A 25,961-nucleotide genomic window follows, 5' to 3' on the forward strand; every position below is an offset into this window, starting at 1 on the left:
GCGCCAAAGGCCGTCGAGATCCATCGACGCGCCGTAGGATGCCTGGACCCGGGAATGCCGAATTCCCGTCCGGGTCTGAGACAATCGACCGACGCCGGTCGTGCGCAGGGTGTATCCCATCGCATGAGTGGGTACCCGGATTGACGGAAGGAAAGGGCTCTCACGCATGCACCGACTTCGTCACGGCGATAGCGGTCCAGCCGTAGCAGAGGTTCGGAGCACCCTGGCAAGTCTCGGGTTCTTACACGCGCACGTCGACACCGATCACGCCGACGCCCGCGAGTACTGGAAAGACACCGAGGCCTCCTTCGACCACCGCCTCGATTCAGCCGTCCGCGCCTTCCAACAGCATCGCGGGCTGCTCGTCGACGGTGTGGTCGGCCCGGCCACCTACCGGGCGCTGAAAGAGGCGTCCTACCGCCTCGGTGCCCGCACACTGATCTATCAGCTCTCCGCGCCGCTGTACGGCGACGACGTCGCCACCCTGCAACGCAAGCTGCAGGACCTCGGCTTCTACGTGCACCGGGTGGACGGCTACTTCGGCCCGCACACGCACGAGGGACTCACCTCCTTCCAGCGCGAGATCGGCCTGGCCGCCGACGGCATCTGCGGGCCGGACACGCTGCGCTCGCTCGACCTGCTCGGCGCCCGCGTCACCGGCGGCAATCCGCACCGGATCGCCGAGGAAGAGGTGGTGCACCGGGCCGGGCCGCAGCTGACCGGCAAGCGGATCGTCATCGACCCGGGCCTCGGCGGACCCGACAAGGGCCACCCCGTGCCGACCGAATACGGCGACGTGTACGAGTCGGAAATCCTGTGGGACTTGGCCAGTCGGCTCGAAGGCCGGATGGCCGCGACCGGCATGGAGACGTTCCTGTCCCGGCCGTGGGGCGCCAACCCGACCGATGCCGAGCGCGCCGACACCTCGAACGCCTTCGACGCCGATCTGATGATCTCGCTGCGCTGCGCGACCAATCCGAGCCCGCTGGCCAACGGTGTGGCCGGCTTCTACTTCGGCAACTCGCACGGCTCCGCGTCGATGATCGGTCAGGTACTGGCCGGATTCATCCAGCGTGAGGTCGTCGCGCGCACGTCCCTACAGGATTGCCGCACCCATGCCAGAACCTGGGATCTGTTGCGGCTCACCAAGATGCCGACGGTACAGATCGATATCGGTTATCTGACAAACGATTACGATGCCGCGGTGCTCACCAATCCGCGCATGCGGGATGTGATCGCCGAGGCGATCCTGATCTCGGTGAAGCGGCTCTACCTGCTCGGGCAGGACGATCAGCCAACGGGCACATACACTTTCGCGGAACTGCTGGCGGAGGAACTGGCCGCCGCGGACCGCATGTAACCGAAACGCCCCTGCCGTTCTCGTCGGCGGGGGCGTTTCGCTGTCTCGGGTTCAGCGAACTCCGACGCGCGCCGGGGGAGTCATCGCCGCGGCGGCGAGCAGCTGATCGAGCGCGCGCTCCACGTCTTCCTTCCACCCGTGGTCGGAATCGAGCTCCAGGCGCAGCCGCGGAAAACGGTGATGCGGCGCGATCACCTTGAACCCGACCTCCTCCAGGAAGTCGGCCTCGATCATGCAGGTCTCCGGCGAACACTCGGCCATCGAACCGGGGGAGTTCGAGCCGGGACTCTTGATCGGCGAGATGATCCGCTCCATCAGCGTCATCGAGCCGAACCGCTCGGACAGCGCCTGCGACGGCGGATCGGATCGGATGCCGAACGACTCCAGCGCACGCACGCCGCGACGCACCAGATCGGCCACCACGGCCTGCATCAGCTGGTGGGCAACCTCGTTGTCCTGGTACGGGAATTCGGCCTGCAGCGTGGTCAGCAGGACCGCGTCCGGGCTCACCGGTGAGGTGGGGAACAGCGACGCCCGCGGCACCGCGCTAGGCGGCGAATACAGGGCGCAGCCCGCGACATTGCCGTCCACGTTCGCCACCTGCCCGCAGGAACCCCACTCGAGCAGCACCGTGGACAGCCAGGCCTCCTTTTCGAAGACCGGATCGCTGAAGCCGCGGGAGTCCTCGGCGACGGCCGGATCCATCTCCCAGAACACGCAGCGCCGGGAGTGCGCGGGGAGCTTGTCGAGCCCGCCGAGGGTAAGTGCTGTGACGCTGGTCGACACTGCTCTGCTCAGCCTCCAGCTGTCCGATTCGTCCACACTCATGTCCGCGCCTCGCCTGTGCTCGACGCCGGCCCGCGTGCGGCACCCTGGCCCATGGTTCGCGTTTCAGTCACACCGCATCACTATGTTCTTGCCAGCAAGAATAAGCGATCAACAGAACCCGCCTCATTCCACGTCGCTGTGCTGTTGGTTGAGAACTTGTGCCGGTTCGCCCGGGGGCCGACGCGCTCCGCTAATTCGCGGAAAACGCGCGTCCGTCACAGTGACGTTTCGGACCCAAGGGCTTACCTGTCGCATTCACAAGTCTATTTCTGTCACTTCTGTCACATGTCGCGCTTGCTCTGCTCCATGAGGCTGACGATCCGCTCGAGGTCGTCGACCGAGCCGAACTCGACGACAATCCGGCCTTTGCGCTTGCCCATGCTCACGATCACCCGGGTGTCGAACGACCCGGACAACCGATCCGCCACGTCCTGCAAACCGGGCATGTGAATCGGCTTGCGCTGCGGGGTAGGCGGGGCGGCCGGATCCGGCGCCGGTGCGGTCTCCTGATTGGCCAGGATCACCGCTTCCTCGGTGCTGCGCACGGACAGCCCCTCGGCGACTACGCGCTTGGCTAGCTCCTCCTGCGCGTCCGCGCCCGCGGTCAGTCCGAGCAGTGCTCGCGCGTGGCCGGCCGACAGCACGCCCGCCGCCACCCGGCGCTGCACCGAGATCGGCAACTTCAGCAGGCGGATCATATTGGTCACGGCGGAGCGGGACCGGCCGATGCGATCGGCGAGCACCTCGTGGGTGACGCCGAACTCTTCGAGCAGCTGCTGATAGGCGGCCGCCTCTTCCAGCGGATTGAGCTGCACGCGGTGGATGTTCTCCAGCAGCGCGTCCCGCAGCATCGACTCGTCGGCGGTCTCCCGGACGATCGCGGGGATCGCGGACAGGCCGGCGACCTGCGAAGCGCGCCACCGGCGTTCACCCATGACGAGCTGAAACTTGTCCACCCCCGGCTCGACCCGACGCACCACGATCGGCTGCATCAGACCGAATTCCTTGATCGAGTGCACCAGCTCGTCCAGCGCCTCGGCCTCGAACACCTGCCGCGGCTGCTTCGGGTTCGGCTCGATCTGCTCCGGCGGGATCTCGCGGTAGACCGCGCCGCCGGGGGAGAGGTCGTCCTCGGCCGGGTCCGGGACCCGGTGCAGGTAGGCCGACGCGGGCTGCGGCCCGATCGGATCCAGACCGATGACGCTGGCCGCTTGACTGCTGAGCCCCGGCGTCGCCGCCGGTCCCGTCGGGATCAACGCGGCGAGACCGCGCCCTAGCCCACCCTTCTTCGCCTGACTCATCGGTCTAAGACCCCTTCCTCGTTCCGCCACCACACCGGGTCTCACCGACCCGATCGTCATCCAGCCAGATCACTCCGCGGCTTCGGCCGCGGCATGTGCCAGCGCCGTTGCCTTGGCCGCCATTTCACGTCCGGCATCGAGGTAGCTCATCGCGCCTCGGGAGCCTGGATCATAATCGAGTACCGTCATTCCGTAGCCCGGCGCCTCGGACACCTTCACACTGCGCGGGATCACCGAGCGCAGCACCGCGTCACCGAAGTGGCCGCGGACCTCCTCGGCGACCTGGTCGGCCAGCTTGGTCCGGCCGTCGTACATGGTGAGGATCACCGTCGACACGTGCAGGTCCGGATTCAGATGCGCCTGCACCAGACCGATATTGCGGAGCAGCTGCCCGACACCCTCCAGCGCGTAGTACTCGCACTGGATCGGGATCAGCACCTCCTTGGCCGCGACCATCGCGTTGACGGTCAGCAGGCCGAGCGACGGCGGGCAGTCGATCATCACGTAATCGATGTCATAGCCCGCGATGTTGGCCTCCTGAATGGCGGCCTTGAGCCGGCCCTCCCGTGCCACCATCGACACCAGCTCGATCTCCGCACCGGCCAGATCGATCGTCGCCGGGATGCACAGCAGGCGCTCGTTGTGCGGGCTCTGCTGGATCGCGTCCCGGACCGACACCTCGCCGATGAGCAGCTCGTAACTGGACGGGACACCCGAGTGGTGCTCGATCCCGAGGGCCGTGCTCGCATTGCCCTGCGGGTCCAGATCGATCACGAGGACCGTCATCCCCTGATGCGCCAGGGCGGCCGCGAGATTGACCGCGGTGGTCGTCTTCCCGACGCCGCCCTTCTGATTGGCGATGGTGATGATGCGCTGCTCGTGCGGTTTCTGCACTGTCACCTTTCCTGGATGGAGGATCTGACTGGCGCGTTGTGCTTCGGCCGCGATCGGGGTCTCGCTGGGGGAGATGTTCCCAAACGGTGTGCTTCCGAATGTCTCCGTGTCGAAATTGCTGGAGTCCAGCATTCCCGGCACGCGCGACGTAGTTTCCCGTGAAACATTCGCCGGACCGTTCGACATAGACAGCTCCTAACCCGAGAACTTCAGATCACGTGCTTCCGACGAGCGTCGGCGCCGTGTCATCAAACAGCTGGTGTCGGTACGAACATGATGCGCAACCGGGTTTCGCGGCGCCCGATCGACCGAGCGGAGCTCTCGTCGCGACACAATTCCTCCGTGGCACCTACGCTCACGCCCGACGCTCACTAGCTTGCCAGCCCCGGGCGCGATAAGAAAGCTGAATCGCGGCAATGTGCAGAGGACACGCGAAGTTGTCCTTCTTCAACCATCGATCCTGCTTGTTTCACATGAAACACGGGGTCCGCCAAGGGGGTTACGGGGTGGATGGCCGTGCCAGGAGACACGTCGCGAGTCGCGATGTTTCATGTGAAACCGCGCGACTGCCGTCGATGCGATGCCTAGCGCCCTGCGGATTCCAGGCTCCTCCTGCGAGGGATCTACTCGGCCTCAACCTGCCTTGCTCCGGGGCTGGAGTCGTAGCACCGTTTCCCGTGAAACATCTGCAGTGAGTCGCTCCCGACAGACGCTTGATGAACGAGTCAGTGGCCCGAGTGCGCACGACGGTGCCGCTGCGTTCGACCAAGCCCTTCGGGTCGAGCGGGCAACTGGCTTCGTCGGGTGAGCTCCAGTCAACGCCTGCGGCGAACACACACCCCACGACCACGTCGTCGAACTGTTCGGGACCGACGCCGCCGGTTCCAACCCAACCCCTGATGCCCAAGCCTATCGAGACTGATATCGCCGAAGTCCGCGAGACACCGAGCAAGTCAACCCACCGGAGTACGCGCACCGCAGACAATCACGGAGATGCCACCCTCTCCTCGCGAGTCCCATTTCCCAAGCCCCCAGCGTCCATTGCCACTCTGGCGTTCGGCCCGCCCGTCAGCCCTACCGACCCAAACCGCGGTAGTGGTCTTTCGGGTCAACGGCTCGCCACTCGCCAACGCGCCAAGTCGCAGGAGTCGGGGAGTCATCGATTCGCCAGGCTGCCGAACCACCGACTGCCGGGCAACAGTCCGCGGGCAATCGAGTCGCGAGGTTGCCGAAGGCCGAGCCACGGAGCGACGAGAGCGCCGGTCGCGTAGTCACGAGTAATAGAGGGGTGCCGAGTCTCCAGCCCGCCATGTCATCACGTCATCACCCGCCACCCCACCACCTCGCCCACGTCACCGCCTCGCCACGTCACCGCCTCACCGCCTCGCCACGTCACCGCCTCGCCACCCCGCCCACGTCACCGCCGCGCCGCCTCGCCACCCCGCCCACGTCACCGCCTCGCCGCCTCGCCGCCTCGCCACGTCGCCACGTCGCCACGTCGCCACGTCGCCACGTCGGCACGTCGGCACGTCGGCACGTCGGCACATTGGCGCGGCATGACGTCGCCGGGTCAGCGGGTCTCACGCGGCATCGCTAGTCGCTTTGATCGCGGTCGCGTCAGCAACCCGGTTCGCCGATCGCCGGGTTCACCGATTCCCGGGGTTCACCGATTCCCGGGTTCGCCGGGGCAAGGTTCGCCGGGCCGGATCGCCGGGGCACACAGCGCGAGGTGAACGGCTCGCGGATTGGTGGCGTTCATGAGGGTCGACGAGACCGCCTAGTCACAGGACTCAGGGAGAGGCACCGAGTCACGGCTTGCCGAGTCACGAGGTTGCCGGGTCAGCGGGTCACGCGCGGCATGCCTTGCGAGCCGTCGCTCGTCGGCCGACTCGCGTCGTCAACCCGGGCCGCCGGGTCACGAGGCACGAGGCGAACGAGTCGCGGGTCAAGGGTCGGCGGCGTCCGCAGGGTCGTGGAGCCATCGAGTCGCCGAGCTGCCGACTCACGAGGTTGCCGAGTCGCTGACTGCCGAGATCGGGTCGCGAGGTCGCCCGGTGGCCGAGTCGCGGGGCGGTGCCGATCGCTCGGTCACCTGGGTTAGCGCGGCATGGCGTGGCCGGGTCAGTGGGTCTCGCAGGCCGTCCCTCAGCCTCCGGTCGCGGTCGAGTGGTCAACCCGTATCTGCCACATCGGCCGTATCGACGGGCCGCCACCAGGTCGCCTGATCGCTGACCGCATGCACGTGAGGCTGGCAGATCGGAGGTTGGCGAAGCCGCCAAGCCACCAACTCGACGGACCACCAACTCGACGAGCCACCAACTCGACGAGCCACCAACTCGACGAGCCACCAACTCGACGAGCTACCAAGTGGACGGGCTAACAAATGGACGGGCTGCCGAGTCGACGGGCTGCCGGGTTCCGCGGATTCGCTAGGGACAGGTCGCGAGTTGGCCTGGTGGGCGGTCTCGCGTGCTGTCTCTCGTTATCGTTCGCGGTCGTGTCATCACCTCGTCAGGCGGGTCGGCCGGGCCACCATTGTTCATCGGATCGCCGGGCACGAGGGACGGAGGGGAGGGGAGCGAGACCGACAGGTTGCAAGTTGGCGAGGTGTCGGGTCGGCAAGTCGTCGGGGGTTGCTGAGTTCACGGGCTGCTGGGCCATCGAGTCGGCGGGCTGCGAGGTCACGGACTCGCCATGAGGGACGGGTCGTGAGGTGACCGGGCCGGCGGTCTCGCGCACCCGTCACTCGGATGCTGTCCCTCCGAAGCGGGGTTGCTCGCGGTCGTCGACCCTCATTGCCCGACCGCATATCGCGCATTGCTCATCGCACCGCGGACGCTGTCGACCAGTCGCACCGCCATACCGCCGCGTGCCTCGTACCGCGGACAGCTAGTCGAAGGCAGGGGGAGCCGAGGCACCAAATGTGGTTCACAGAGCAGTGGATCAGATCAGAGAGGGGAGCATGCGCGTCCCATCCGGCGGCTGGCACGGTGTGCGCATCCGCGCTGATTTCATCGAGAGGGTCGAGAACTGACAGCCGAGACCATTCGGCCATTCCGGCGGTTTCACATGAAACATCGCCCCGTTAGCTACTCCCCGAATTGGGGGGTACCGAGGGGCAGAGTGGCTCGCAGTTGGACGATCTGCGAATAGGTGCCCGCACAGCCACAGCCATGGATGAGAGTCAGAGGCGACTTCGGTTGCGCATAAATGAGTTCAGCCGATCGCGCGGGTTTGCTGGATCTCCCGGCGCTTCCTCGGACTGTGGGTTCAGCACGCACGGTCGATCCGATGAACGGGCAAGCAGCCCCGCAGTGTGTGACGAACTGCGTGAGGACAACCTTTTGCAACTACGCCCTTCGCGGGCGGAGAGACGCGGGTTCACCGGGACGCAGTTCAACGCGGTGGGGCAAAGCAATCGCAACGGCGCTGCCGCGCTCCATCCACCGCACGGCGCACCGCTCTTAGGGCAACCAGTAGCGGGCGCTCGATCGGACGATGTTTCATGTGAAACCGGCTGGGCAACTCAGTCCACTCAGTCAAACGCGATTCCCGTTGATCCAGTCTGAGCTTGTTGCGCTGCGACCGGCACCCGCAGATTTCGCCGTGCAGCGGACGCCGAAGTGATCTCGACTGGACATGAGGGAAGCACCGAGTCACGCGAGCTGGATGCGACACAACGTGTCGCCTCACGCGGGGATCGGGCGAGTGTGGTCAATCGACACCCCACCGTCACGGAACTGAACCGCGCGCCGACGCCACATCATCAACCAAGTCAAACGAGCCAGTTCACATCCATGGCAACTCCCACTGGGCGGAGCGAAGGAGTCGCCCGGCGGTTTCACATGAAACATCGAACTCCCGCCGCCTCGCGGAGCCGACCACCGCCCCCTCCATCTCAAGAGTCACGTGACGCTTGAGTTGACAGCAGAGCAGCACACGTTGACGACGTGTTGCCAAATACCGAAAGAGATCCTCTGCGCCAACGGCGGCCCGCGTTCCCGCCAACAACAGCCGATCAGCCCATCGCCAGAGGATGGGGCGCCGCGGTCACAGAAACGTGAGACGGTCACCTCCGTGCGCCGCCGGCCGCTAGTTTGCTCGCCCCGGATCGTTGGATGACCATCTCTAGAGGCGACCGGGTCGCCGCACTCGAAGTTGCGAGGTAACCGGTCGCACGGCCACCCGGCGACGGGCGACGGGCAACGGGCAACGGGCAACGGGCAACGGGCAACGGGCAACGGGCAACGGGCAATACTAGGCTGCTTTGATCTCCCCATCTCCACTTCGCCGAGTCACAGACGGTGCATCGCAGATCGCCGGATCGCAAGTGGCCGAGCATCAGATGTGCTTGCTCTCGCCCGCAGTATGCCGAGTCGCCGGGGCACAGCGTCCGTTGAGTCGCCTTCTCGTGGGGCGGCACCACCGGCAGGCCATCCCGGACGGTGGAGTAGTCGGGCGTCTGGATCGTCGCGTGCCACACGGACCATTGGCACCGCTGCACAGCGCTGGATCCCTAGATCCCAGGACGGCGAGGGCACGGGCTCGAGCCAGCGCTCCGTCGAGTCACCTTGTCGAGGGGCCGGTTTGGACCGCCGAGCCATGGGTCCACCCGATGCCCTACTTGGGACGAGTGGAGCAACACCGGCCGCAGCGGCGCTGGGGTACGTGGCGCTCGTGGGTCGCCGTGTCGCTGGCTCACCAAGTCGTGGATCGAGAGCGCCAGACGACAGGTCGTCATGTAACCGACACTAGAACTGCGGTCACTGGGTCATAAGTCGCTGAGCATCGGATTGTCGAAGCACCGGGTTGCGAGGCACCGAGTCCCCTTGTCGCTGAGGGGGTTTGGGCGTCCGAGCCAGCCAGACCTCAGGCCTCTGAGTCGCGAAGTCGTCGGGCGATCAGGTTTACCGGTTGGCAGGGCCAGCCATGCTACCGAGGTAGCAGACCGCATTGATCCCTAGATCGCCAAATCCCCAAGTGGGCTGGCTGAGTGACGAAATCGCTGAGCCAGTCGTCCGCCTGACGAATGGCGGGGCGGCGAGAAAGGCAGGTCAGTAGGTCCGAGGGGTGCCGGATCGCGGGCCAATGTATGCCGGATCGCAGCGGCACGGACTCGGCGGCCAATCACCGAGACCTGAGTCCCGGGTCCAACGGGAACCTTCGGGCGGCGTTGTGCCACTTGGACGTTGACCGATGGTCGCGCATCGGCGGGCAGCGCCGCCGGATAGCCGATCGCGAGTCGCGTCGAGAGTCGCGGGTCGCCGATCGCGGGTCGCCGATCGCGGGACACCGATCGCGAGTCGCCGGTCGCGGGACACCGATCGCGAGTCGCCGGTCGCGGGTCGCGGGTCGCGGGTCGTTGGTCGTTGGTCGTTGGTCGTGAGCCGATGGTCGCGAGCCGTTGATCCGCAGGTGGCGGGTCGGAGGGGCGGAGGTACCAGGCCGGTAGATCGCGGGTAACCGTGTGCTGGAGCGAGGCGGGACGGACTCGGCGGCCAGGGTCACCGAGACGTGGTGCCCGGTCCGATGGGAGTCTCGAGGTCGCGTTGTGGCCCTTGGACGTTAGGTCGTTGGTCGCGGATCGCCGGGCGCTGGTGCGCCGATCTAGGGTCGGGGGTCGTCGGAGGGGGGCCGTCTGCTGACGTCGGGCACCAGGTGCTAGACCGCGGTCGCGAGTCGCACGGATTTCAGACCGTGAGCACAGGGTCGCCGTGCACCTTGTCGCTGGCCCGGTTTAGTTGACGAGCCGTCCAGGTGCTTGGACGCCGAGGGGAAGTTGCGGAATCACGAAGTCGCCGATGACCCGCATACCGAGTCGCCAGGATACCGAACCAGCGGCTCGTAAGGCCCAGTCGTCGCGATGCCGGATCATTGGGATCACCCAGGCGTCGGGCACGAGGCACCGGGACGAAACCCGTGTGCTACTTCGCCTTTCGCGTCCGGCCAACCCCGGCCTCACCGGCCCGCTTCGCCGCCTTCGCCTCTCGACGCGCGGTCGCGTTCTCGCTACGGCGTCGGGGCGCGCGCTCGGCGCGGGGGAGGCGTTCGGCGCTGATGATGAGGGTGGGGGTGGAGACCAGGCCGGCTCCGCATTCGACGACCATGGGGTTGCCTGCGCCGGCTCGCTCGAGTGCCTCGCCGTCGCGGGCGAGTTCCTCGGCCGCGCTTACGCCCTTGAGGGCGAGCATTCGGCCGTGGTCGCGCAACAGGGGGAGGGACCACTGGGCGAGCTTGCCCAGGGGCGCTACCGCGCGGGAGGTGACTACGTCGGCGCCGCCGGCCTCCTTCAGCACACCGGACTGCTCGGCCCGGCCGCGCACGACGGTGACATCCAGACCGGCCGCCTCGATGAACTCGCTCAGGAAGATGGTGCGGCGCAGCAGCGGCTCGACCAGGGTGATGCGCAGGTCCGGTCGGGCGATGGCGAGCGGAATGCCGGGGAGTCCGGCGCCGCTGCCGATGTCGACGACCGAGGAGCCCTCGACGATCAGTTCGCCGATCACCGCGCAGTTGAGGATGTGGCGATCCCAGAGCCTGGGGACCTCCCGCGGACCGATCAGCCCGCGCTCGACGCCGGCGGTGGCGAGCGCCGCGCAGTACCGGCGGGCGAGATCGAGTCGGTCGCCGAACACCGCCGCGGCCGAGGCTGGCGGTTCCAGCTCGGCGGGCAGTGCGGTGGCATCACCGAGATCTCGTTCCACGTGAAACATCCTTCCGAACTCGAGTCGATCAGGGGACCGGCGACGCGCGGACAATCAGGTGCCGGGACATGAACAAGGCCCCCGATCCGAAGACCAGAGGCCCTATCCAACCATTACCCGTCAGGGTGACGAAATACGCCGGGCCCTAACGTGTCCCGCTATCGGTCAGGACGGAACAACTACCACATGCCGGTTCGGCTCGACGCCTTCGCTCTCGCTGGCGACACCGTCGATGACCGACACCGCGTCGTGCACGATCTTGCGTTCGAACGGCGTCATGGGGGAGAGCGCCTCCGGCGCACCGGATTCCAGCACCCGCTGCGCGGCGGCGGTGCCGAGCGCGCTCAGGTCCTCCCGGCGCTTGGCCCGCCAGCCGGCCACGTCCAGCATCAGCCGGCTGCGCACGCCGGTCGCCTGCTGCACGGCCAGCCGGGTCAGCTCCTGTAGCGCGTCGAGCGTTTCGCCGTTGCGGCCCACCAGCTTTGACAGATCCCGGCCACCGTCGATGCTGACGATGGCGCGGTCACCCTCGACGTCCAGGTCGATGTCACCGTCGAAGTCGAGCACGTCGAGCAACTGCTCCAGGTAGTCGCCCGCGATTTCGCCCTCTTCGATCAGGGCTTCCTCGGCATCGTTCACGACATCGTCGGCGTCCGTTCCGGCGTTCACCATCGTCGTCGCCACTGTGGCGTCCCCTCCGTCGGTCTCAACTGTCATTTGATTTCCTTCATCTGCTCATCGCGCTCGCCGGGCGCTCGCCGCCGGACGGTGCGCGATCAAGGGGTTGCTCAGCGTGGTGGCCGGCCGACCACCGAATTGCGATCAGCGACGACGCTTCTGGTTCGCCCGGCCACGGTTGCCGCCCGGTCGCTTCTGGCCGCTCGGCCTGCGCTGCTGCCCCGCGGCCTTGCTGGTGGTCTTGGCGGTGCCGTTGGTCGAGGCGGGAGCGTCCACCGCGTCCACCGCATCGACGGCGTCCACCGCGTCGGCCGGCGACTTCTTCCGCGTATTGACCGGCTTGGCCCCGGGTTTCGGCGCGTTCTGCGCGCGCTGTTCCAGCTTGGCCTGTTTCTTCTCTTCCGCTTCGCGCTCCATACGACCGAAGACGAGATGCTGCTGCCCGTAGGTCCAGATGTTATTGGAGACCCAGTACAGGAGGATGGCGATCGGCAGGAACGGACCACCGACGAGCACGCCGAGCGGGAAGACCCACAGCGCGAGCTTGTTCATCATCGCGGCCTGCGGGTTGGCGGCCGCCTCCGGCGTCTGCCTGGCCACCGAGGCGCGGGCATTGAAGTGGGTCGCCAGGCCGGCGATGATCATCAACGGGATCGCGACGACGGCGATGCTGACCTTGTTCGGCAGCCCGAGGCCGTCGATGGCGAAGGCGCGCAGCTCGGTGTCGGGGATGGTGATGAAGGACGAGATCGGCGCGCCGAAGAGCCGGGCGCTCAGGAAGGACTGCACGTCGGCCGCGTTGAACACGTAGTTCGGCGTGTTCGCGTTCTGCTCGATGGACATGCCGAGCTGGCCGAAGCCGTGGCCGGTCCGGTTGAACGAGCGCAGCACATGGAACAGGCCGAGGAACACCGGAACCTGCGCGAGGATCGGCAGGCAGCCCATCAACGGGTTGAAGCCGTGATCCTTCTGCAGCTTCTGCATCTCGGTCGCCATCTTCTGGCGGTCGTTCTTGTACTTCTTCTGCAGCTCCTTGATCTGGGGCTGCAGTTCCTGCATCTGCTTGGTGGTGCGCACCTGCTTCACGAACGGCTTGTAGAGCAGCACACGCAACGTGAAGACCAGGAAGACGACGGCGAGTGCCCAGGCGATGCCGCTGTCTTTACCGAGACCGGGCACCAACGAGAACGCCCGGTGCCAGAACCACAAGATCCAGGACACCGGATAATAAATGAAGTCGAGCACGGCTCTATGCACTCCCGTCGTTCGTATCGCCGATCACCGCGCGCGGTGATCCTTTCCAAGCGTTCGGCTCCGACACCGGGTCGGCCTGCAGGTTGGCTTCCTGCGGCGCCGGATCGGTGGCTGCCACGGTCCCGGGCGCGGTGCGAACGGTGCTTCGCTTCCGCTCCGGAACGGGGTCCCACCCACCAGGGTGCCAGGGCGCACATTTGGCCAGTCGCACGGCTGCCAATCCGAGGCCGACGAACAGCCCGCGCGTTCGCAATGCGGTGACCGCGTACTCGCTGCAGGTCGGGGTGAATCGGCACACCGGCATGCGGGTGGGGGAGACGTAGGTCCGATACAACTCGATCAGAAAGATCAGTGCGTTCGCCGGTAGCCGGCCGATCTTCGCGATGCGGCTCATGCCGGACCGGCCGATCCGACGGCTGCCGCGCCGGTCGTTCCGGCACCGAGTTTGCGGACCGCGCCGCGCAATTGACGCAGCAGCTCCTCCGAGGAGGCGGTCGCCGCGCCCGGCAGGGCGCGGATCACGATGTCGGCGTCGGCGGGTAGCTCCGGAACTATCTGGAGGCACATATGACGCAGGCGGCGGGCCACACGGTGTCGAATCACCGCGTTGCCCACCGCCTTGCTGACGATCAGTCCGAAGCGTGGCCCGCCTACGCGGACCAGCGCTGCGGCTGAATCACCAGGTCGTCCATTCACGTCCACGACTCCGTCATACCCGTGCGCGAGCACGTGTACGACCAGATCTCGCCTCCCGACTCGCTGGCCGCGGCGCACCGTCCGGGAGAAGTCGGCACGATGATGCAACCGATACGGCTCAGGCAACACCCGAGCGTCCGCGGAGGATCAGGCAGTGAGTTCGGCGCGGCCCTTGCGACGGCGCGCCGACACGATGGCGCGACCCGCACGGGTGCGCATCCGGAGACGGAAGCCGTGGACGCGAGCCCGACGACGGTTGTTCGGCTGGAACGTCCGCTTGCCCTTGGCCACGGTCAACACTCCTCGAGTCAGTGGGCACCAGTCGGTGCCCGAAGCTATTTCGGTGAAACAGGTATTCGCGATGAATCGCAGGTCCGGTCATCATCGGCGCGTCGGTCTTGGCGCACAGTCGGTCGATCTCGACCTACACGCGGTCAGCACAAGACCGCCACCGCACCAAAGGGTGACTGTACGAGGGTACTGATCGCCTCGGAGCGGGTCAAACTCGCCCCACCGGAGCGCCCCCGAACACCCGACCAGCACGAACTCCGCCGATCGATCCCCAGAGCTGTGCATATCACGGTCAGACCCTGTGAGTATCACCGTGAGTTCGTCCACACCCCTAGCCACGCCCGAACGCGTCGCCAACCTGCTTAGCCAGGGGGTTGCTACAGACCCGCAGGTCAGGGGCCTATCGCCGGGCCGAAAAGCGGTATTTCACAACTCCCCAGGGTTCTCCACATCTGTGGATAATTGTGTGGAAAGACCCGTGGAGTGGCATATTCGTAGGGCCGACGGTGCCCCGTCGCCGCTCGGAATGGGGATCCGGGCAGCGCTCGAACCGGTTACGGACGTACGCAGGATCACGGTACCGACCCGAGCATGGTCGTCACCACTGCCTCCCCGCGTGCCCCGGCCGTCTGCTCCTATCGACCTACTTCCGGGGAGGAAACTGCATGGACGACGAGCAGAACGTGTTGGCCACGGTGTGGCCCGAGGTAGTTGCCGAGCTGACCACCGGCTCGACCGACGGTGCCATTCCGCCGGTGACCAGAGCACAGCAGGCCTGGCTGAAACTGGTCAAGCCGCTGACGGTGGCGCAGGGATTCGCCCTGCTCTCGGTGCCTTCCTCGCTGGCTCAGGAGGCCATTGAACGCGATCTGCGCGAGCCGATCCTGCGATCGCTGGCCCGGCGGCTCGGTCCACAGGTGGAGGGACTCGGCGTGCGGATCGCCGCGCCTGCCGCCCCGGCCGGCGACCGGAACAGCAACAACCCCCGGCACGCCCGGATGACGAGCATGCCGTCGCGCCCCAGGGACAACGGTCCCCGGGACAGCGGACCGCGTGACGCGGACCCCCGGGACAACGGACCTCGCGATAACGGCCTCCGAGACAACGGTCACCGCGACAACGGTCCCGGAGACAATGGTCACCGCGACAACGGACACGCCCCGGCCGGCTATCCCGGCGGCGATTACCAGGGTCGCGACGATTACCAGGGTCGCGACGATTTCCAGGGTCGCGACGACTACCAGCAGCCGCGCTACGCCCAGTCCAGCGAATACGCTCCCGCCCCCAGCTACAACGGCGGCTCCGACTACGCCGGCAGCGAGTACGCCCCCGAATACCCCGCCACCGGCGAATACGACCGGCAGGACTACGCCCGCGACGAGTACCAGGAGCGGGGCGACTACCAGCCCCCGGCCGAGATGCAGTCCGCACCGCGGCACGACCAGGCACCCGCGCAACGCCGCGACCAGGGCCTGCCGCCGCGGCGCGAGTCCATCCCGCCCGGCCAGGAGTCCCTGTTCACCCCCGACCCCGGCCCGGCCACCATGCGCGGTCCGGTCCGCACTCCCGTGCGCGAGGCCACGGAGTCCGACGATCAGGGCATGGCGGCCGCGCACGAGTCGGTCCGCGAATCGGAGAGCCCGCGCGCCGACCGGGACGACGAGCCGGTGGTCAACGCCCGTAATTCCTGGCCGACCTACTTCACCAAGTCACAGGAGAGCTCCGCGCCGTCGAGCTCCTCGGCCAGCCTGAACGCGAAGTACACCTTCGAGACCTTCGTCATCGGGGCCTCGAACCGCTTCGCGCACGCCGCGGCGGTCGCCATCGCGGAGGCCCCGGCTCGGGCTTACAACCCCCTATTCGTTTGGGGCGCTTCGGGTTTGGGCAAGACGCACCTACTACACGCGGCCGGCCACTACGCCCAGCGGCTGTTCCCCGGCATGCGGGTGAAGTACGTCTCGACCGAAGAGTTCACCAACGACTTCATCAACAGCCTGCGCGACGACCGGAAGGTGGCGTTCAAGCGCCGCTACCGGGAGACCGACATCCTGCTGGTCGACGACATCCAGTTCATCGAGGGTAAGGAAGGCATCCAGGAGGAGTTCTTCCACACCTTCAACACCCTGCACAACGCGAACAAGCAGATCGTCGTGTCCTCCGACCGCCCGCCCAAACAGCTGGCCACGCTGGAGGAACGGCTGCGCACCCGGTTCGAGTGGGGCCTGATCACCGATGTGCAGCCGCCCGAGCTGGAGACCCGCATCGCCATCCTGCGCAAGAAGGCGCGGATGGACCGGCTCGACGTGCCGCACGACGTGATGGAACTGATCGCCACCAGGGTGGAACGCAATATCCGCGAGCTGGAAGGCGCGCTGATCCGGGTGACCGCGTTCGCGTCGCTGAACGGTCAGCCGCTGGACCTGCCACTGGCCGAGGTGGTGCTGCGCGACCTGATGCCGGATACCGCGGCGCTGGAGATCAACGCGGCGACGATCATGGCCGTGACCGCGGAGTACTTCAACACCACGCTCGAGGAGCTGACCGGGCCGGGCAAGGCGCGGCCGCTGGCGCAGGCGCGGCAGATCGCCATGTACCTGTGCCGTGAGCTGACCGATCTGTCGCTGCCGAAGATCGGCCAGGCGTTCGGCCGGGACCACACCACGGTGATGTACGCGGAGAAGAAGATCCGCAAGGAGATGACCGAGCGGCGCCGGGTCTATGACCAGGTGCAAGAACTAACAGCCCGGATCAAGCAACGCTCGCGCTGAGTTTCACTAACACCCCCGCACCGCCCCTGACCTGGGGCGGTGCTTTTTTGTGGCCTGTGGATTCCTCGAGGAATCCTTGTGGAGTCCTCGAGGAAACTCCTGGTTGTGCACCGGTTGGCTAACAGGTGTGGGGATGGACTCCCGGCCGTTCGCTAACAGGGACTTATCCCCAGCTTTCCCCATCGATCTTGCGCACAGGCGGTGACCAGCACGGCAGTCGGTCACGGGGTTGGGGAATCCTCGAGGAGTCCATGTGGAGTCCTCGAGGATTCCTCGAGTTGTCCACGCATCGGTACACACGTGTGAACAACCGGGTGAATTCGGTGGAACAACTCGAGGAGCACTCGAGGATGAATGTGGGACAACTTCGGAACTCCACAGACGCCCCTCGTTCATCCTCGAGACACCCCGAGGTCATCCCCACGGCACCACGCCCGCTGACCTGCGAATTCGGCGTCAGTGCACAGATTCCACAGTGCCTACTACTACTTCAGTTCTTCTTCTAGAAGAACCTTCTTTGAAAACAGGTGTGTGGAAAGTCGGTCGGAGAGGGTCACGACTCGAACCGCTCCCGTCCCCAGGCAAGGAGAAGAAGCGAGACCCACACCCGGCACGCACACGTGGGGTGACCGAACATCGGACCGACAAGAACCGCCGGAGGGTCGGGCTAGGCCACAGCCTCGGTCGCGGGTACGGTTTGGTGTCGGTCGCCTGTGCCACACTTTTCCTGGCGGCCGATACACATCCTGCGCGAATCAACGTTGAACGAGCCGACAGGCTTGGAGGACGAATGTCCGGCCACCGCATAACAGCTCACGGAACTGGGAGAGGACAGATCGGGCGATGGAGCTTGCAAGCATGAAGTTTCGGGTCGCCCGAGAGGACTTCGCCGAATCGGTTGCCTGGGTGGCACGTAGCCTCCCGTCCCGGCCTCCCGTTCCGGTACTCGGTGGCGTGTTGCTCGTCGCCGACGAGGGCGGGCTCACCGTCTCCGGCTTCGACTACGAGGTCTCCGCGCAGATGCGCGTCGCCGCCGAGGTCGCCGGCCCCGGCGAGGTACTCGTCTCCGGCCGACTGCTCGCCGACATCACCAAGTCGCTGTCGAACAAGCCGGTCGACGTGTCGGTGGACGGCACCCGCGTGCTGATCGCCTGCGGCAGTGCGAAGTTCTCCCTGCCGACCATGCCGGTCGAGGACTATCCCCAGCTGCCCGAGGTGCCGCAGCAGACCGGTGAGCTGAGCGTCGACGTGTTCGCCAACGCGGTCGGCCAGGTCGCCGTCGCGGCGGGCCGCGACGACACGCTCCCGATGCTCACCGGCATCCGCGTCGAGATCGAGGGCTCGAAGGTGGTGCTCGCGGCCACCGACCGGTTCCGCCTCGCGGTTCGCCACATCGAGTGGTCGCCCGCCGATGCCGCGATCGAGACCGCGGTGCTCATCCCGGCCAGGACGCTGTCCGAAGCCGCCAAGACGCTCGGCGCTTCCGATGCGCCCGTGCAGCTTTCGCTCGGCACCGGCGCCGGTTCGGACGGCCTGCTCGGCATCGTGAACGCGGGCCGCCGGACCACCACCCGGCTGCTCGACGCCGAGTTCCCCAAGTTCCGTCAGCTGCTGCCGAAGGAACACACCTCGATCGCCACCCTCCAGGTGTCCGTGCTGACCGAGGCGATCAAGCGCGTCGCCCTGGTCGCCGAGCGCGGCGCCCAGGTGCGACTGGAATTCTCCACCGAGGGCCTGCAACTGTCCGCCGGTGGCGACGACGCCGGTCGCGCCGAGGAATGGCTGGAGGCCGACTTCCGCGGCGAATCGCTGACCATCGCGTTCAACCCGGGCTACCTGATCGACGGCCTGTCCGCGCTGCACGCCGAGCGGGTCACCTTCGGATTCACCACGCCGAGCCGGCCCGCGGTGCTGCTGCCCGCCGTCGAGGACGAGCCGAAGGTGCTCGAGTCGGGCGCGTTCGCCGCCCTGGACAGCCCGTACACCTACCTGCTGATGCCGGTCCGGCTGCCGGGCTGAGCGCCTGTGCACGACCGCGATCCGAGTTCGGTCTTCACCTCGGTCGCCGCGAAACCGACAGCCGCGCTGCGGGATTCGGTGATCAGGCGGCCGAGGTGGGCGAGATTCATGCACAGGTCACCCACAGACTGTGCATGGGCGGCAACGGTTTCGGCGCCCGCGCGACTGCGGTGTGCACAACTTCAAGTGACGGAACTCGCGCAGGTAGGGGCCAGGTAGCGGATGTTCATCAGAACACTGTCGCTGCGTGACTTCCGCTCCTGGGACCACGCGGAACTCGAATTATCCCCAGGCCGAACGGTTTTCCTCGGCTCGAACGGCAACGGCAAGACGAACCTGCTGGAGGCGATCGGCTACCTGGCCACCCTCGGCTCGCATCGGGTCGCGGCCGATGCTCCGCTGATCCGGCTTGGCGCGGACAAGGCCAGGATCGGCGCGTCCGTGGTCAACAGCGGCCGCGAACTGCGCATCGACGTGGAGCTGAACCAGGGCAGTGCCAATCGCGCGCAGATCAATCGCTCGCCCGCGCGGCGGCCGCGGGAGATCCTCGGCATCCTGCAGACGGTGCTGTTCGCGCCCGAGGATCTCGCGCTGGTGCGCGGCGATCCGGGCGAGCGCCGCCGGTTCATGGACGAGTTGTGCACAGCTCGGCTGCCCAGGCTCGCCGCGGTCCGCAGCGACTACGACCGGGTGCTGCGCCAGCGCTCGGCCCTGTTGAAATCCGCTGGGCGGCAAGCCCGGTCGAAGTCGGATCTGAGCACCCTCGACGTGTGGGACGGTCACCTGGCCACGCACGCCTCGGTGCTGCTGGCCTACCGGCTGCGCCTGGTGCACGACCTGTACCCGTATCTGGCCCAGGCCTACGCGTCGATCGCGCCCGAATCCAGGGCCGCCGCAATCGCTTACCGCAGCGCCACGCTGCCGCCCGAATTCCTGGACCCGGCCAGGGAACCCGCGCCGGACGACACCGAGGTGCTCGAAGCGATCATGCTGCGCGAGCTGGCCGCGGCCAGGACGAAGGAACTCGAACGCGGTGTCTGCCTCGTCGGACCGCACCGTGACGAATTGGAGCTGAACCTCGGGGAGGCCCCGGCCAAGGGTTTCGCCAGCCACGGCGAATCCTGGTCTTTCGCCCTCGCCCTGCGGCTCGCCGCGTTCGAGCTGTTGCGCGCCAACGGATCCGAGCCGGTGCTGCTGCTCGACGACGTGTTCGCCGAACTCGACCGCAGGCGTCGCACCGCCCTGGCCGCCGTGGCCGCAGGCGCGGAACAGGTGCTCATCACCGCCGCGGTCCCGGAAGATGTCCCGGCCGAGCTCTCCGCCCACCCGCTGCGGGTGGAAACCAGCGGTGGCGGCGACGGTCGCACCTCCCGGATCGCCGAGCCCGTCACCCCGGCATCGTGACGAACGCACTGTGACGTATGCACAGAAAAGCATGGTTATCAACAGGTCCTGTGGAGAACCGGTGCGTCCGTCGCGGCGTCCGAGGCGACCGTTCTGTCGGTGCGCTGTCGTAGAGTGACCCTCTGGCCGCGCAACCCGAGAGGAGCCTGGTGACCGATCAAAATGGCGCCGAACCGGCAGGTAAGGAGCCGGAATTGCGCGGTGTGGATCTGGCCAGGCGGGCACTCGAGGAGGCGCGCGCGGCGGCCAAGGCGAGTGGAAAGTCCGTCGGACAGGGGCGATCCTCGCCGCAGCGCAAGCTGCGGACCGGGGCGCGCCGGCGCAGCGGTTGGTCGGGCGCGGGTCCGGATCCGCGTGATCCCCAACTGTTCGGCGCGTTGACCGGGTCGCTGGCCAAGACCCGCGGCTGGTCCGCCAAGGTCGCCGAGGGCACGGTGTTCGGCCGCTGGGCCGGCGTCGTCGGCGAGGACATCGCCGCCCACGCCACCCCGTTGAGCCTGAAGGACAACGTGCTGAGCATCGCGGCCGAATCCACCGCCTGGGCAACCCAATTGCGCATGCTGCAGAGCCAGATCCTGGCCAAGATCAACGCCGCCGTCGGTCCGGGCGTGGTCACCTCACTCAAGATCACCGGGCCCGCGGCGCCCAGCTGGCGCAAGGGCGAACGGCACATACGCGGCCGCGGACCCCGCGATACCTATGGATAAAACGCCCGCGTTCCACGTGAAACCGGGTGCCGGTATCGCTCGACGCGCCAACGCCCGGCAAACGTCCGCGCGGCCCGGAATCCGGGCATCCGGCCCGGTGGCCGGGCGCCGTCCGGACCGTCCGCTGATCCGCACCGCCCGAATCCTCTCAGAGGCGAGCTAAAGCCCCGAAGGGCGGAACAGACTCGCGACAATCCGATTTCTCGCATTCACGGAGCCGTCAGGGGTGTCGTAGGTGCACTGTAGGTTGGGTGTACCAGTAGGATGGTGACGTAACTAGCGGCGATCACCTTCGGTGCGTCCCGTACAGCCCGCGTGGCCCTGTATTTCTCGAGCAGTCATGGCCAGGGATCAACGCGTGCTGTGCAGTGCCTCGCCAGGAGGATCAGCAAGTAAGGAGAGCTACCGACCAGTGGCTGCCAACGACTCCAACGCATCGGGCTCGACCAACGCTTCCTCGGGCAAGGCGGATTACGGCGCCTCGTCCATCACGGTCCTCGAAGGACTCGAGGCGGTCCGCAAGCGTCCAGGCATGTACATCGGTTCCACCGGTGAGCGTGGTCTGCACCACCTGATCTGGGAGGTCGTCGACAACTCCGTCGACGAGGCGATGGCCGGGTACGCGTCCAAGGTCGAGGTCACCCTGCTCGCCGACGGCGGCGTCGAGGTGGTCGACGACGGCCGCGGCATCCCGGTGGCGATGCACGCGCAGGGCGTCCCGACCATCGAGGTGGTCATGACCCAGCTGCACGCCGGCGGCAAGTTCGACTCCGATTCCTACGCGGTCTCCGGTGGTCTGCACGGCGTCGGCATCTCCGTGGTGAACGCGCTGTCCTCCCAGCTGGAAGCGGAGATCGACCGCGACGGCTACCACTGGACCCAGACCTACAAGGACTCGGTGCCCGGCAAGCTGCTGCAGGGCGATCCGTCCAAGAAGACCGGTACCACGATCCGGTTCTGGGCCGATCCGAACATCTTCGAGACCACCACCTACAACTTCGAGACGGTCGCGCGCCGGCTGCAGGAGATGGCGTTCCTGAACAAGGGACTCACCATCACCCTGACCGACGAGCGGGTCACCGAAGCCGAGATCACCGACGACGTGGTCAGCGAGACCGCCGACGCGCCGAAGCACGCGGACGCCGAGGACGACGCCGCGCCGGTCGAGCACAAGGTGAAGAAGCGCACCTACCACTACCCGGGTGGCCTGGAGGACTTCGTCCGCCACATCAACCGGACCAAGCAGCCGATCCACAACTCGGTCGTCGGGTTCACCGGCAAGGGCACCGGCCACGAGCTCGAGGTCGCCATGCAGTGGAACTCGGGCTACTCCGAGAGCGTGCACACCTTCGCCAACACCATCAACACGCACGAGGGCGGCACCCACGAGGAGGGCTTCCGCGCGGCGCTGACCACCGTGGTGAACAAGTACGCCAAGGACAAGAAGCTGCTCAAGGAGAAAGACGGCAACCTCACCGGTGACGACATCCGCGAGGGCTTGGCCGCGATCGTCAGCGTGAAGGTGTCCGAGCCGCAGTTCGAGGGTCAGACCAAGACCAAGCTCGGCAACACCGAGGTGAAGTCGTTCGTGCAGAAGGCGTGCAACGAGCACCTCTCGCACTGGTTCGAGGCCAACCCGGCCGACGCGAAGACCATTGTGAACAAGGCGGTCTCCTCGGCGCAGGCGCGCGTGGCGGCCCGTAAGGCCCGCGAGCTGGTGCGCCGCAAGAGCGCGACCGACCTCGGCGGCCTGCCGGGCAAGCTGGCCGACTGCCGGTCCAAGGACCCGAGCAAGTCCGAGATCTACATCGTGGAGGGCGACTCCGCCGGTGGCTCGGCGAAGTCCGGGCGCGACTCGATGTACCAGGCGATCCTGCCGCTGCGCGGAAAGATCATCAACGTCGAGAAGGCCCGCATCGACCGGGTGCTGAAGAACAACGAAGTCCAGTCGATCATCACCGCGTTCGGCACCGGCATCCACGACGAGTTCGATATCGCCAAGCTGCGCTATCACAAGATCGTGCTGATGGCCGACGCCGACGTGGACGGCCAGCACATCGCGACCCTGCTGCTCACGCTGCTGTTCCGGTTCATGCGCCCGCTGGTCGAACAGGGCCACGTGTATCTCGCGCAGCCGCCGCTGTACAAGCTCAAGTGGCAGCGCAGCGATCCGGAGTTCGCCTACTCCGACCGCGAGCGCGACGGCCTGCTCGAGGCGGGTCTCGCGGCGGGCAAGAAGATCAACAAGGAAGACGGCGTCCAGCGCTACAAGGGTCTCGGCGAGATGAACGCCAAGGAACTGTGGGAGACCACGATGGATCCCTCGGTGCGCGTGCTCAAGCTGGTCACCCTGGACGACGCGGCCGCGGCCGACGAGCTGTTCAGCGTGCTGATGGGCGAGGACGTGGAGGCCCGCCGCAGCTTTATCACCCGTAATGCCAAGGACGTTCGCTTCCTCGACGTATAAGCCGGTGCGCGTGCCCCCTCACCGCAACCGCACCGCCCGCTAAGGAGACTTCATGACCGACACGACGCTGCCTCCGTACGGAGGCACCGGCGGCGACCGGATCGACCCGGTCGACATCCAGCAGGAAATGCAGAACAGCTACATCGACTACGCGATGAGCGTGATCGTCGGCCGCGCCCTGCCGGAGGTGCGCGACGGCCTCAAGCCGGTGCACCGGCGCGTGCTGTATGCCATGTACGACAACGGGTATCGGCCCGACCGCGGCTATGTGAAGTCCGCGCGCCCGGTCGCCGAGACCATGGGTAACTACCACCCGCACGGCGACGCGTCGATCTACGACACCCTGGTGCGCATGGCGCAGCCGTGGTCGCTGCGCTACCCGCTGGTCGACGGCCAGGGCAACTTCGGTTCACGCGGCAACGACGGCGCGGCCGCCATGCGCTACACCGAGTGCAGGCTGACCCCGCTCGCGATGGAGATGCTGCGCGAGATCGACCACGAGACGGTCGATTTCATCCCGAACTACGACGGTCGTTCGCAGGAACCGACCGTGCTGCCCAGCCGGGTGCCCGCGCTGCTGATGAACGGCAGCAACGGCATCGCGGTCGGCATGGCGACCAACATCCCGCCGCACAATCTGCGCGAGCTGGCCGAGGCGATCTACTGGGCGCTGGACAACTTCGACGCCGACGAAGAGTCCACGCTGGCCGCCTGTATGGAACGGGTCAAGGGCCCGGACTTCCCGACCTACGGCCTGATCGTCGGCAGCCAGGGCATTCACGACGCCTACTCCACCGGCCGCGGCTCGGTCCGCATGCGCGGCGTGGTGGAGATCGAGGAGGACAACAAGGGCCGCACGACCCTGGTCATCACCGAGCTGCCGTACCAGGTCAACACCGACAACTTCATCAACGCGATCGCCGAGCAGGTGCGCGACGGCAAGATCGCCGGCATCTCCGACATCCACGACGAGTCCTCCGACCGCGCGGGCATGCGGATCGTGGTCACGGTCAAGCGCGACGCGGTGGCCAAGGTCGTGCTGAACAACCTGTACAAGCACACCCAGTTGCAGACCAGCTTCGGCTGCAACATGCTCTCGATCGTCGACGGGGTGCCGCGCACGCTGCGCCTCGACCAGATGATCCGCTACTACGTCAAGCACCAGTTGGACGTCATCGTCCGGCGCACCAAGTACTTGCTGCGCAAGGCCGAGGAGCGGGCCCACATCCTGCGCGGCCTGGTCAAGGCGCTGGACGCGCTCGACGAGGTCATCGCCCTGATCCGCCGGTCGGCCAACACCGACACCGCGCGCACCGGCCTGATGCAGATGCTCGACATCGACGAGATCCAGGCCACCGCCATCCTCGACATGCAGCTGCGCCGCCTCTCGGCGTTGGAGCGGCAGAAGATCATCGATGAGTTGGCCAAGATCGAGCTCGAAATCGCCGACTTGAAGGACATTCTGGAAAAGCCGGAGCGGCAGCGCGCCATCGTCCGCGACGAGCTGGCCGAGATCGTCGAGAAGTACGGCGACGACCGGCGCACCCGGATCATCGCGGCCGACGGCGACGTCGCCGACGAGGACCTGATCGCCCGCGAGGACGTGGTCGTCACGATCACCGAGACCGGCTACGCCAAGCGCACCAAGACCGACCTCTACCGCAGCCAGAAGCGCGGCGGCAAGGGCGTGCAGGGCGCCGGGCTCAAGCAGGACGACCTGGTCAAGCACTTCTTCATCTCGTCGACGCACGACTGGCTGCTGTTCTTCACGAACAAGGGCCGGGTGTACCGGGCCAAGGCTTACGAGCTGCCCGAGGCCAGCCGGACCGCGCGCGGTCAGCACGTGGCCAACCTGCTCGCCTTCCAGCCGGACGAGAAGATCGCCCAGATCATCCAGCTGAAATCCTACGAAGACTCCCCATACCTGGTGCTCGCCACCAAGAATGGCCTGGTGAAGAAGTCGAAGCTGACCGATTTCGACTCCAACCGCACCGGCGGCATCGTCGCGGTGAACCTGCGCGACGAGGACGAGCTGGTCGGCGCCGTGCTGTGCTCGGCCGACGACGACCTGCTGCTGGTCTCGGCGCTGGGGCAGTCGATCCGGTTCTCCGCGACCGACGAGGCGCTGCGTCCGATGGGCCGGGCCACCTCCGGCGTGCAGGGCATGCGGTTCAACGCCTCGGATGAACTCTTGTCGCTCAATGTTGTGCGCCCGGATACATATCTGCTGGTGGCGACGGCCGGCGGTTACGCTAAGCGGACCGCGATCGAGGAGTACACGCCGCAGGGCCGGGGCGGTAAAGGCGTATTGACCGTCCAATACGACCCCAAGCGTGGCACCCTTGTCGGTGCGCTCATCGTCGAGGACGAGGATGAGTTGTACGCGATCACGTCCGGTGGTGGTGTCATCCGGACCGTGGCCAAGCAGGTGCGTAAGGCTGGACGACAGACCAAGGGCGTGCGATTGATGAACCTCGGCGAGGGCGATACGTTGCTTGCTATCGCGCGCAACGCCGACGAGCCCGATCCCGACCTGCTCGCCGGCGACGACAGCGACACCGGTTCCTCCGAGTAAACCCTCCAGCGGCGG

Annotated in this window: 16 protein-coding genes; 7 read left to right on the plus strand and 9 right to left on the minus strand. The window is 66.8% G+C overall.

Translation table 11 applies throughout. The features are described 5' to 3' along the window. Positions 1-166: 166 nt before the first annotated feature. Positions 167-1,360 (plus strand): N-acetylmuramoyl-L-alanine amidase, encoded by a 1,194-nt coding sequence (locus tag ACFQ9K_RS13515; RefSeq protein ID WP_378716945.1) that lies wholly within the window; start codon positions 167-169, stop codon positions 1,358-1,360. A 51-nt stretch (positions 1,361-1,411) separates the two neighbouring features. On the opposite strand, the gene ACFQ9K_RS13520 is transcribed toward ACFQ9K_RS13515, so the two are convergent. The 9 genes from ACFQ9K_RS13520 to rpmH all read right to left on the minus strand — a co-directional run bounded on the left by ACFQ9K_RS13520 (position 1,412) and on the right by rpmH (position 14,006). Continuing rightward, positions 1,412-2,146: a GNAT family N-acetyltransferase gene (locus tag ACFQ9K_RS13520; protein ID WP_378716974.1), complete on the minus strand. Its 735-nt coding sequence runs from the start codon at positions 2,144-2,146 to the stop codon at positions 1,412-1,414. A gap of 323 nt (positions 2,147-2,469) precedes the next feature. Next, a complete protein-coding gene (locus ACFQ9K_RS13525; RefSeq protein ID WP_378716944.1) occupies positions 2,470-3,489 on the minus strand; it encodes a ParB/RepB/Spo0J family partition protein in 1,020 nt (339 codons plus the stop codon). 69 nt (positions 3,490-3,558) lie between these two features. Next, on the minus strand, positions 3,559-4,515 hold the full coding sequence (locus ACFQ9K_RS13530) for a ParA family protein (protein ID WP_378716972.1): 957 nt from the start codon (positions 4,513-4,515) through the stop codon (positions 3,559-3,561). 5,792 nt (positions 4,516-10,307) lie between these two features. Then, complete coding sequence (rsmG, locus tag ACFQ9K_RS13535; RefSeq protein WP_378716942.1) at positions 10,308-11,096, minus strand: 16S rRNA (guanine(527)-N(7))-methyltransferase RsmG; 789 nt, start codon at positions 11,094-11,096, stop codon at positions 10,308-10,310. A gap of 156 nt (positions 11,097-11,252) precedes the next feature. Continuing rightward, positions 11,253-11,804 carry a protein jag gene (locus ACFQ9K_RS13540; protein ID WP_378716940.1) on the minus strand — a complete coding sequence of 184 codons (552 nt, stop codon included), beginning with the start codon at positions 11,802-11,804 and terminating at the stop codon, positions 11,253-11,255. A 105-nt stretch (positions 11,805-11,909) separates the two neighbouring features. After that, positions 11,910-13,010, minus strand: coding sequence for a membrane protein insertase YidC (gene yidC / locus ACFQ9K_RS13545; protein WP_378716939.1), 1,101 nt, complete (start codon positions 13,008-13,010; stop codon positions 11,910-11,912). 4 nt (positions 13,011-13,014) lie between these two features. Beyond that, the gene (gene yidD, locus ACFQ9K_RS13550; RefSeq protein ID WP_378716938.1) at positions 13,015-13,413 is read right to left on the minus strand and encodes a membrane protein insertion efficiency factor YidD; all 399 of its coding nucleotides are present in this window, start codon (positions 13,411-13,413) and stop codon (positions 13,015-13,017) included. After that, a complete protein-coding gene (rnpA, locus tag ACFQ9K_RS13555; RefSeq protein WP_378716937.1) occupies positions 13,410-13,844 on the minus strand; it encodes a ribonuclease P protein component in 435 nt (144 codons plus the stop codon). Before rnpA ends, yidD begins: the two co-directional genes overlap by 4 nt. An 18-nt stretch (positions 13,845-13,862) precedes the next feature. Next, entirely contained in the window at positions 13,863-14,006 is a 144-nt protein-coding gene (gene rpmH, locus ACFQ9K_RS13560) for a 50S ribosomal protein L34 (protein ID WP_005516618.1), read from the minus strand. 665 nt (positions 14,007-14,671) lie between these two features. On the opposite strand from rpmH, the gene dnaA reads away from it, so the two are divergent. The 6 genes from dnaA (at position 14,672) to gyrA (ending at position 25,946) form a co-directional block, all read left to right on the plus strand. Next, entirely contained in the window at positions 14,672-16,774 is a 2,103-nt protein-coding gene (gene dnaA / locus ACFQ9K_RS13565; RefSeq protein ID WP_378716936.1) for a chromosomal replication initiator protein DnaA, read from the plus strand. An 843-nt stretch (positions 16,775-17,617) separates the two neighbouring features. After that, on the plus strand, positions 17,618-18,793 hold the full coding sequence (gene dnaN, locus ACFQ9K_RS13570; protein ID WP_378716935.1) for a DNA polymerase III subunit beta: 1,176 nt from the start codon (positions 17,618-17,620) through the stop codon (positions 18,791-18,793). 222 nt (positions 18,794-19,015) lie between these two features. Then, complete coding sequence (gene recF, locus ACFQ9K_RS13575; protein WP_378716933.1) at positions 19,016-20,197, plus strand: DNA replication/repair protein RecF; 1,182 nt, start codon at positions 19,016-19,018, stop codon at positions 20,195-20,197. A gap of 146 nt (positions 20,198-20,343) precedes the next feature. After that, positions 20,344-20,904: a DUF721 family protein gene (locus ACFQ9K_RS13580; RefSeq protein WP_378716971.1), complete on the plus strand. Its 561-nt coding sequence runs from the start codon at positions 20,344-20,346 to the stop codon at positions 20,902-20,904. 412 nt (positions 20,905-21,316) lie between these two features. Then, entirely contained in the window at positions 21,317-23,371 is a 2,055-nt protein-coding gene (gene gyrB / locus ACFQ9K_RS13585) for a DNA topoisomerase (ATP-hydrolyzing) subunit B (protein ID WP_378716932.1), read from the plus strand. A 52-nt stretch (positions 23,372-23,423) separates the two neighbouring features. After that, the gene (gene gyrA, locus ACFQ9K_RS13590; RefSeq protein WP_378716931.1) at positions 23,424-25,946 is read left to right on the plus strand and encodes a DNA gyrase subunit A; all 2,523 of its coding nucleotides are present in this window, start codon (positions 23,424-23,426) and stop codon (positions 25,944-25,946) included. The last annotated feature ends 15 nt before the right edge of the window (positions 25,947-25,961 follow it).

Origin of the sequence: Nocardia sp. NPDC056564 (assembly GCF_042793755.1) — a bacterium.
In the GTDB taxonomy this organism is placed as follows: domain Bacteria; phylum Actinomycetota; class Actinomycetes; order Mycobacteriales; family Mycobacteriaceae; genus Nocardia.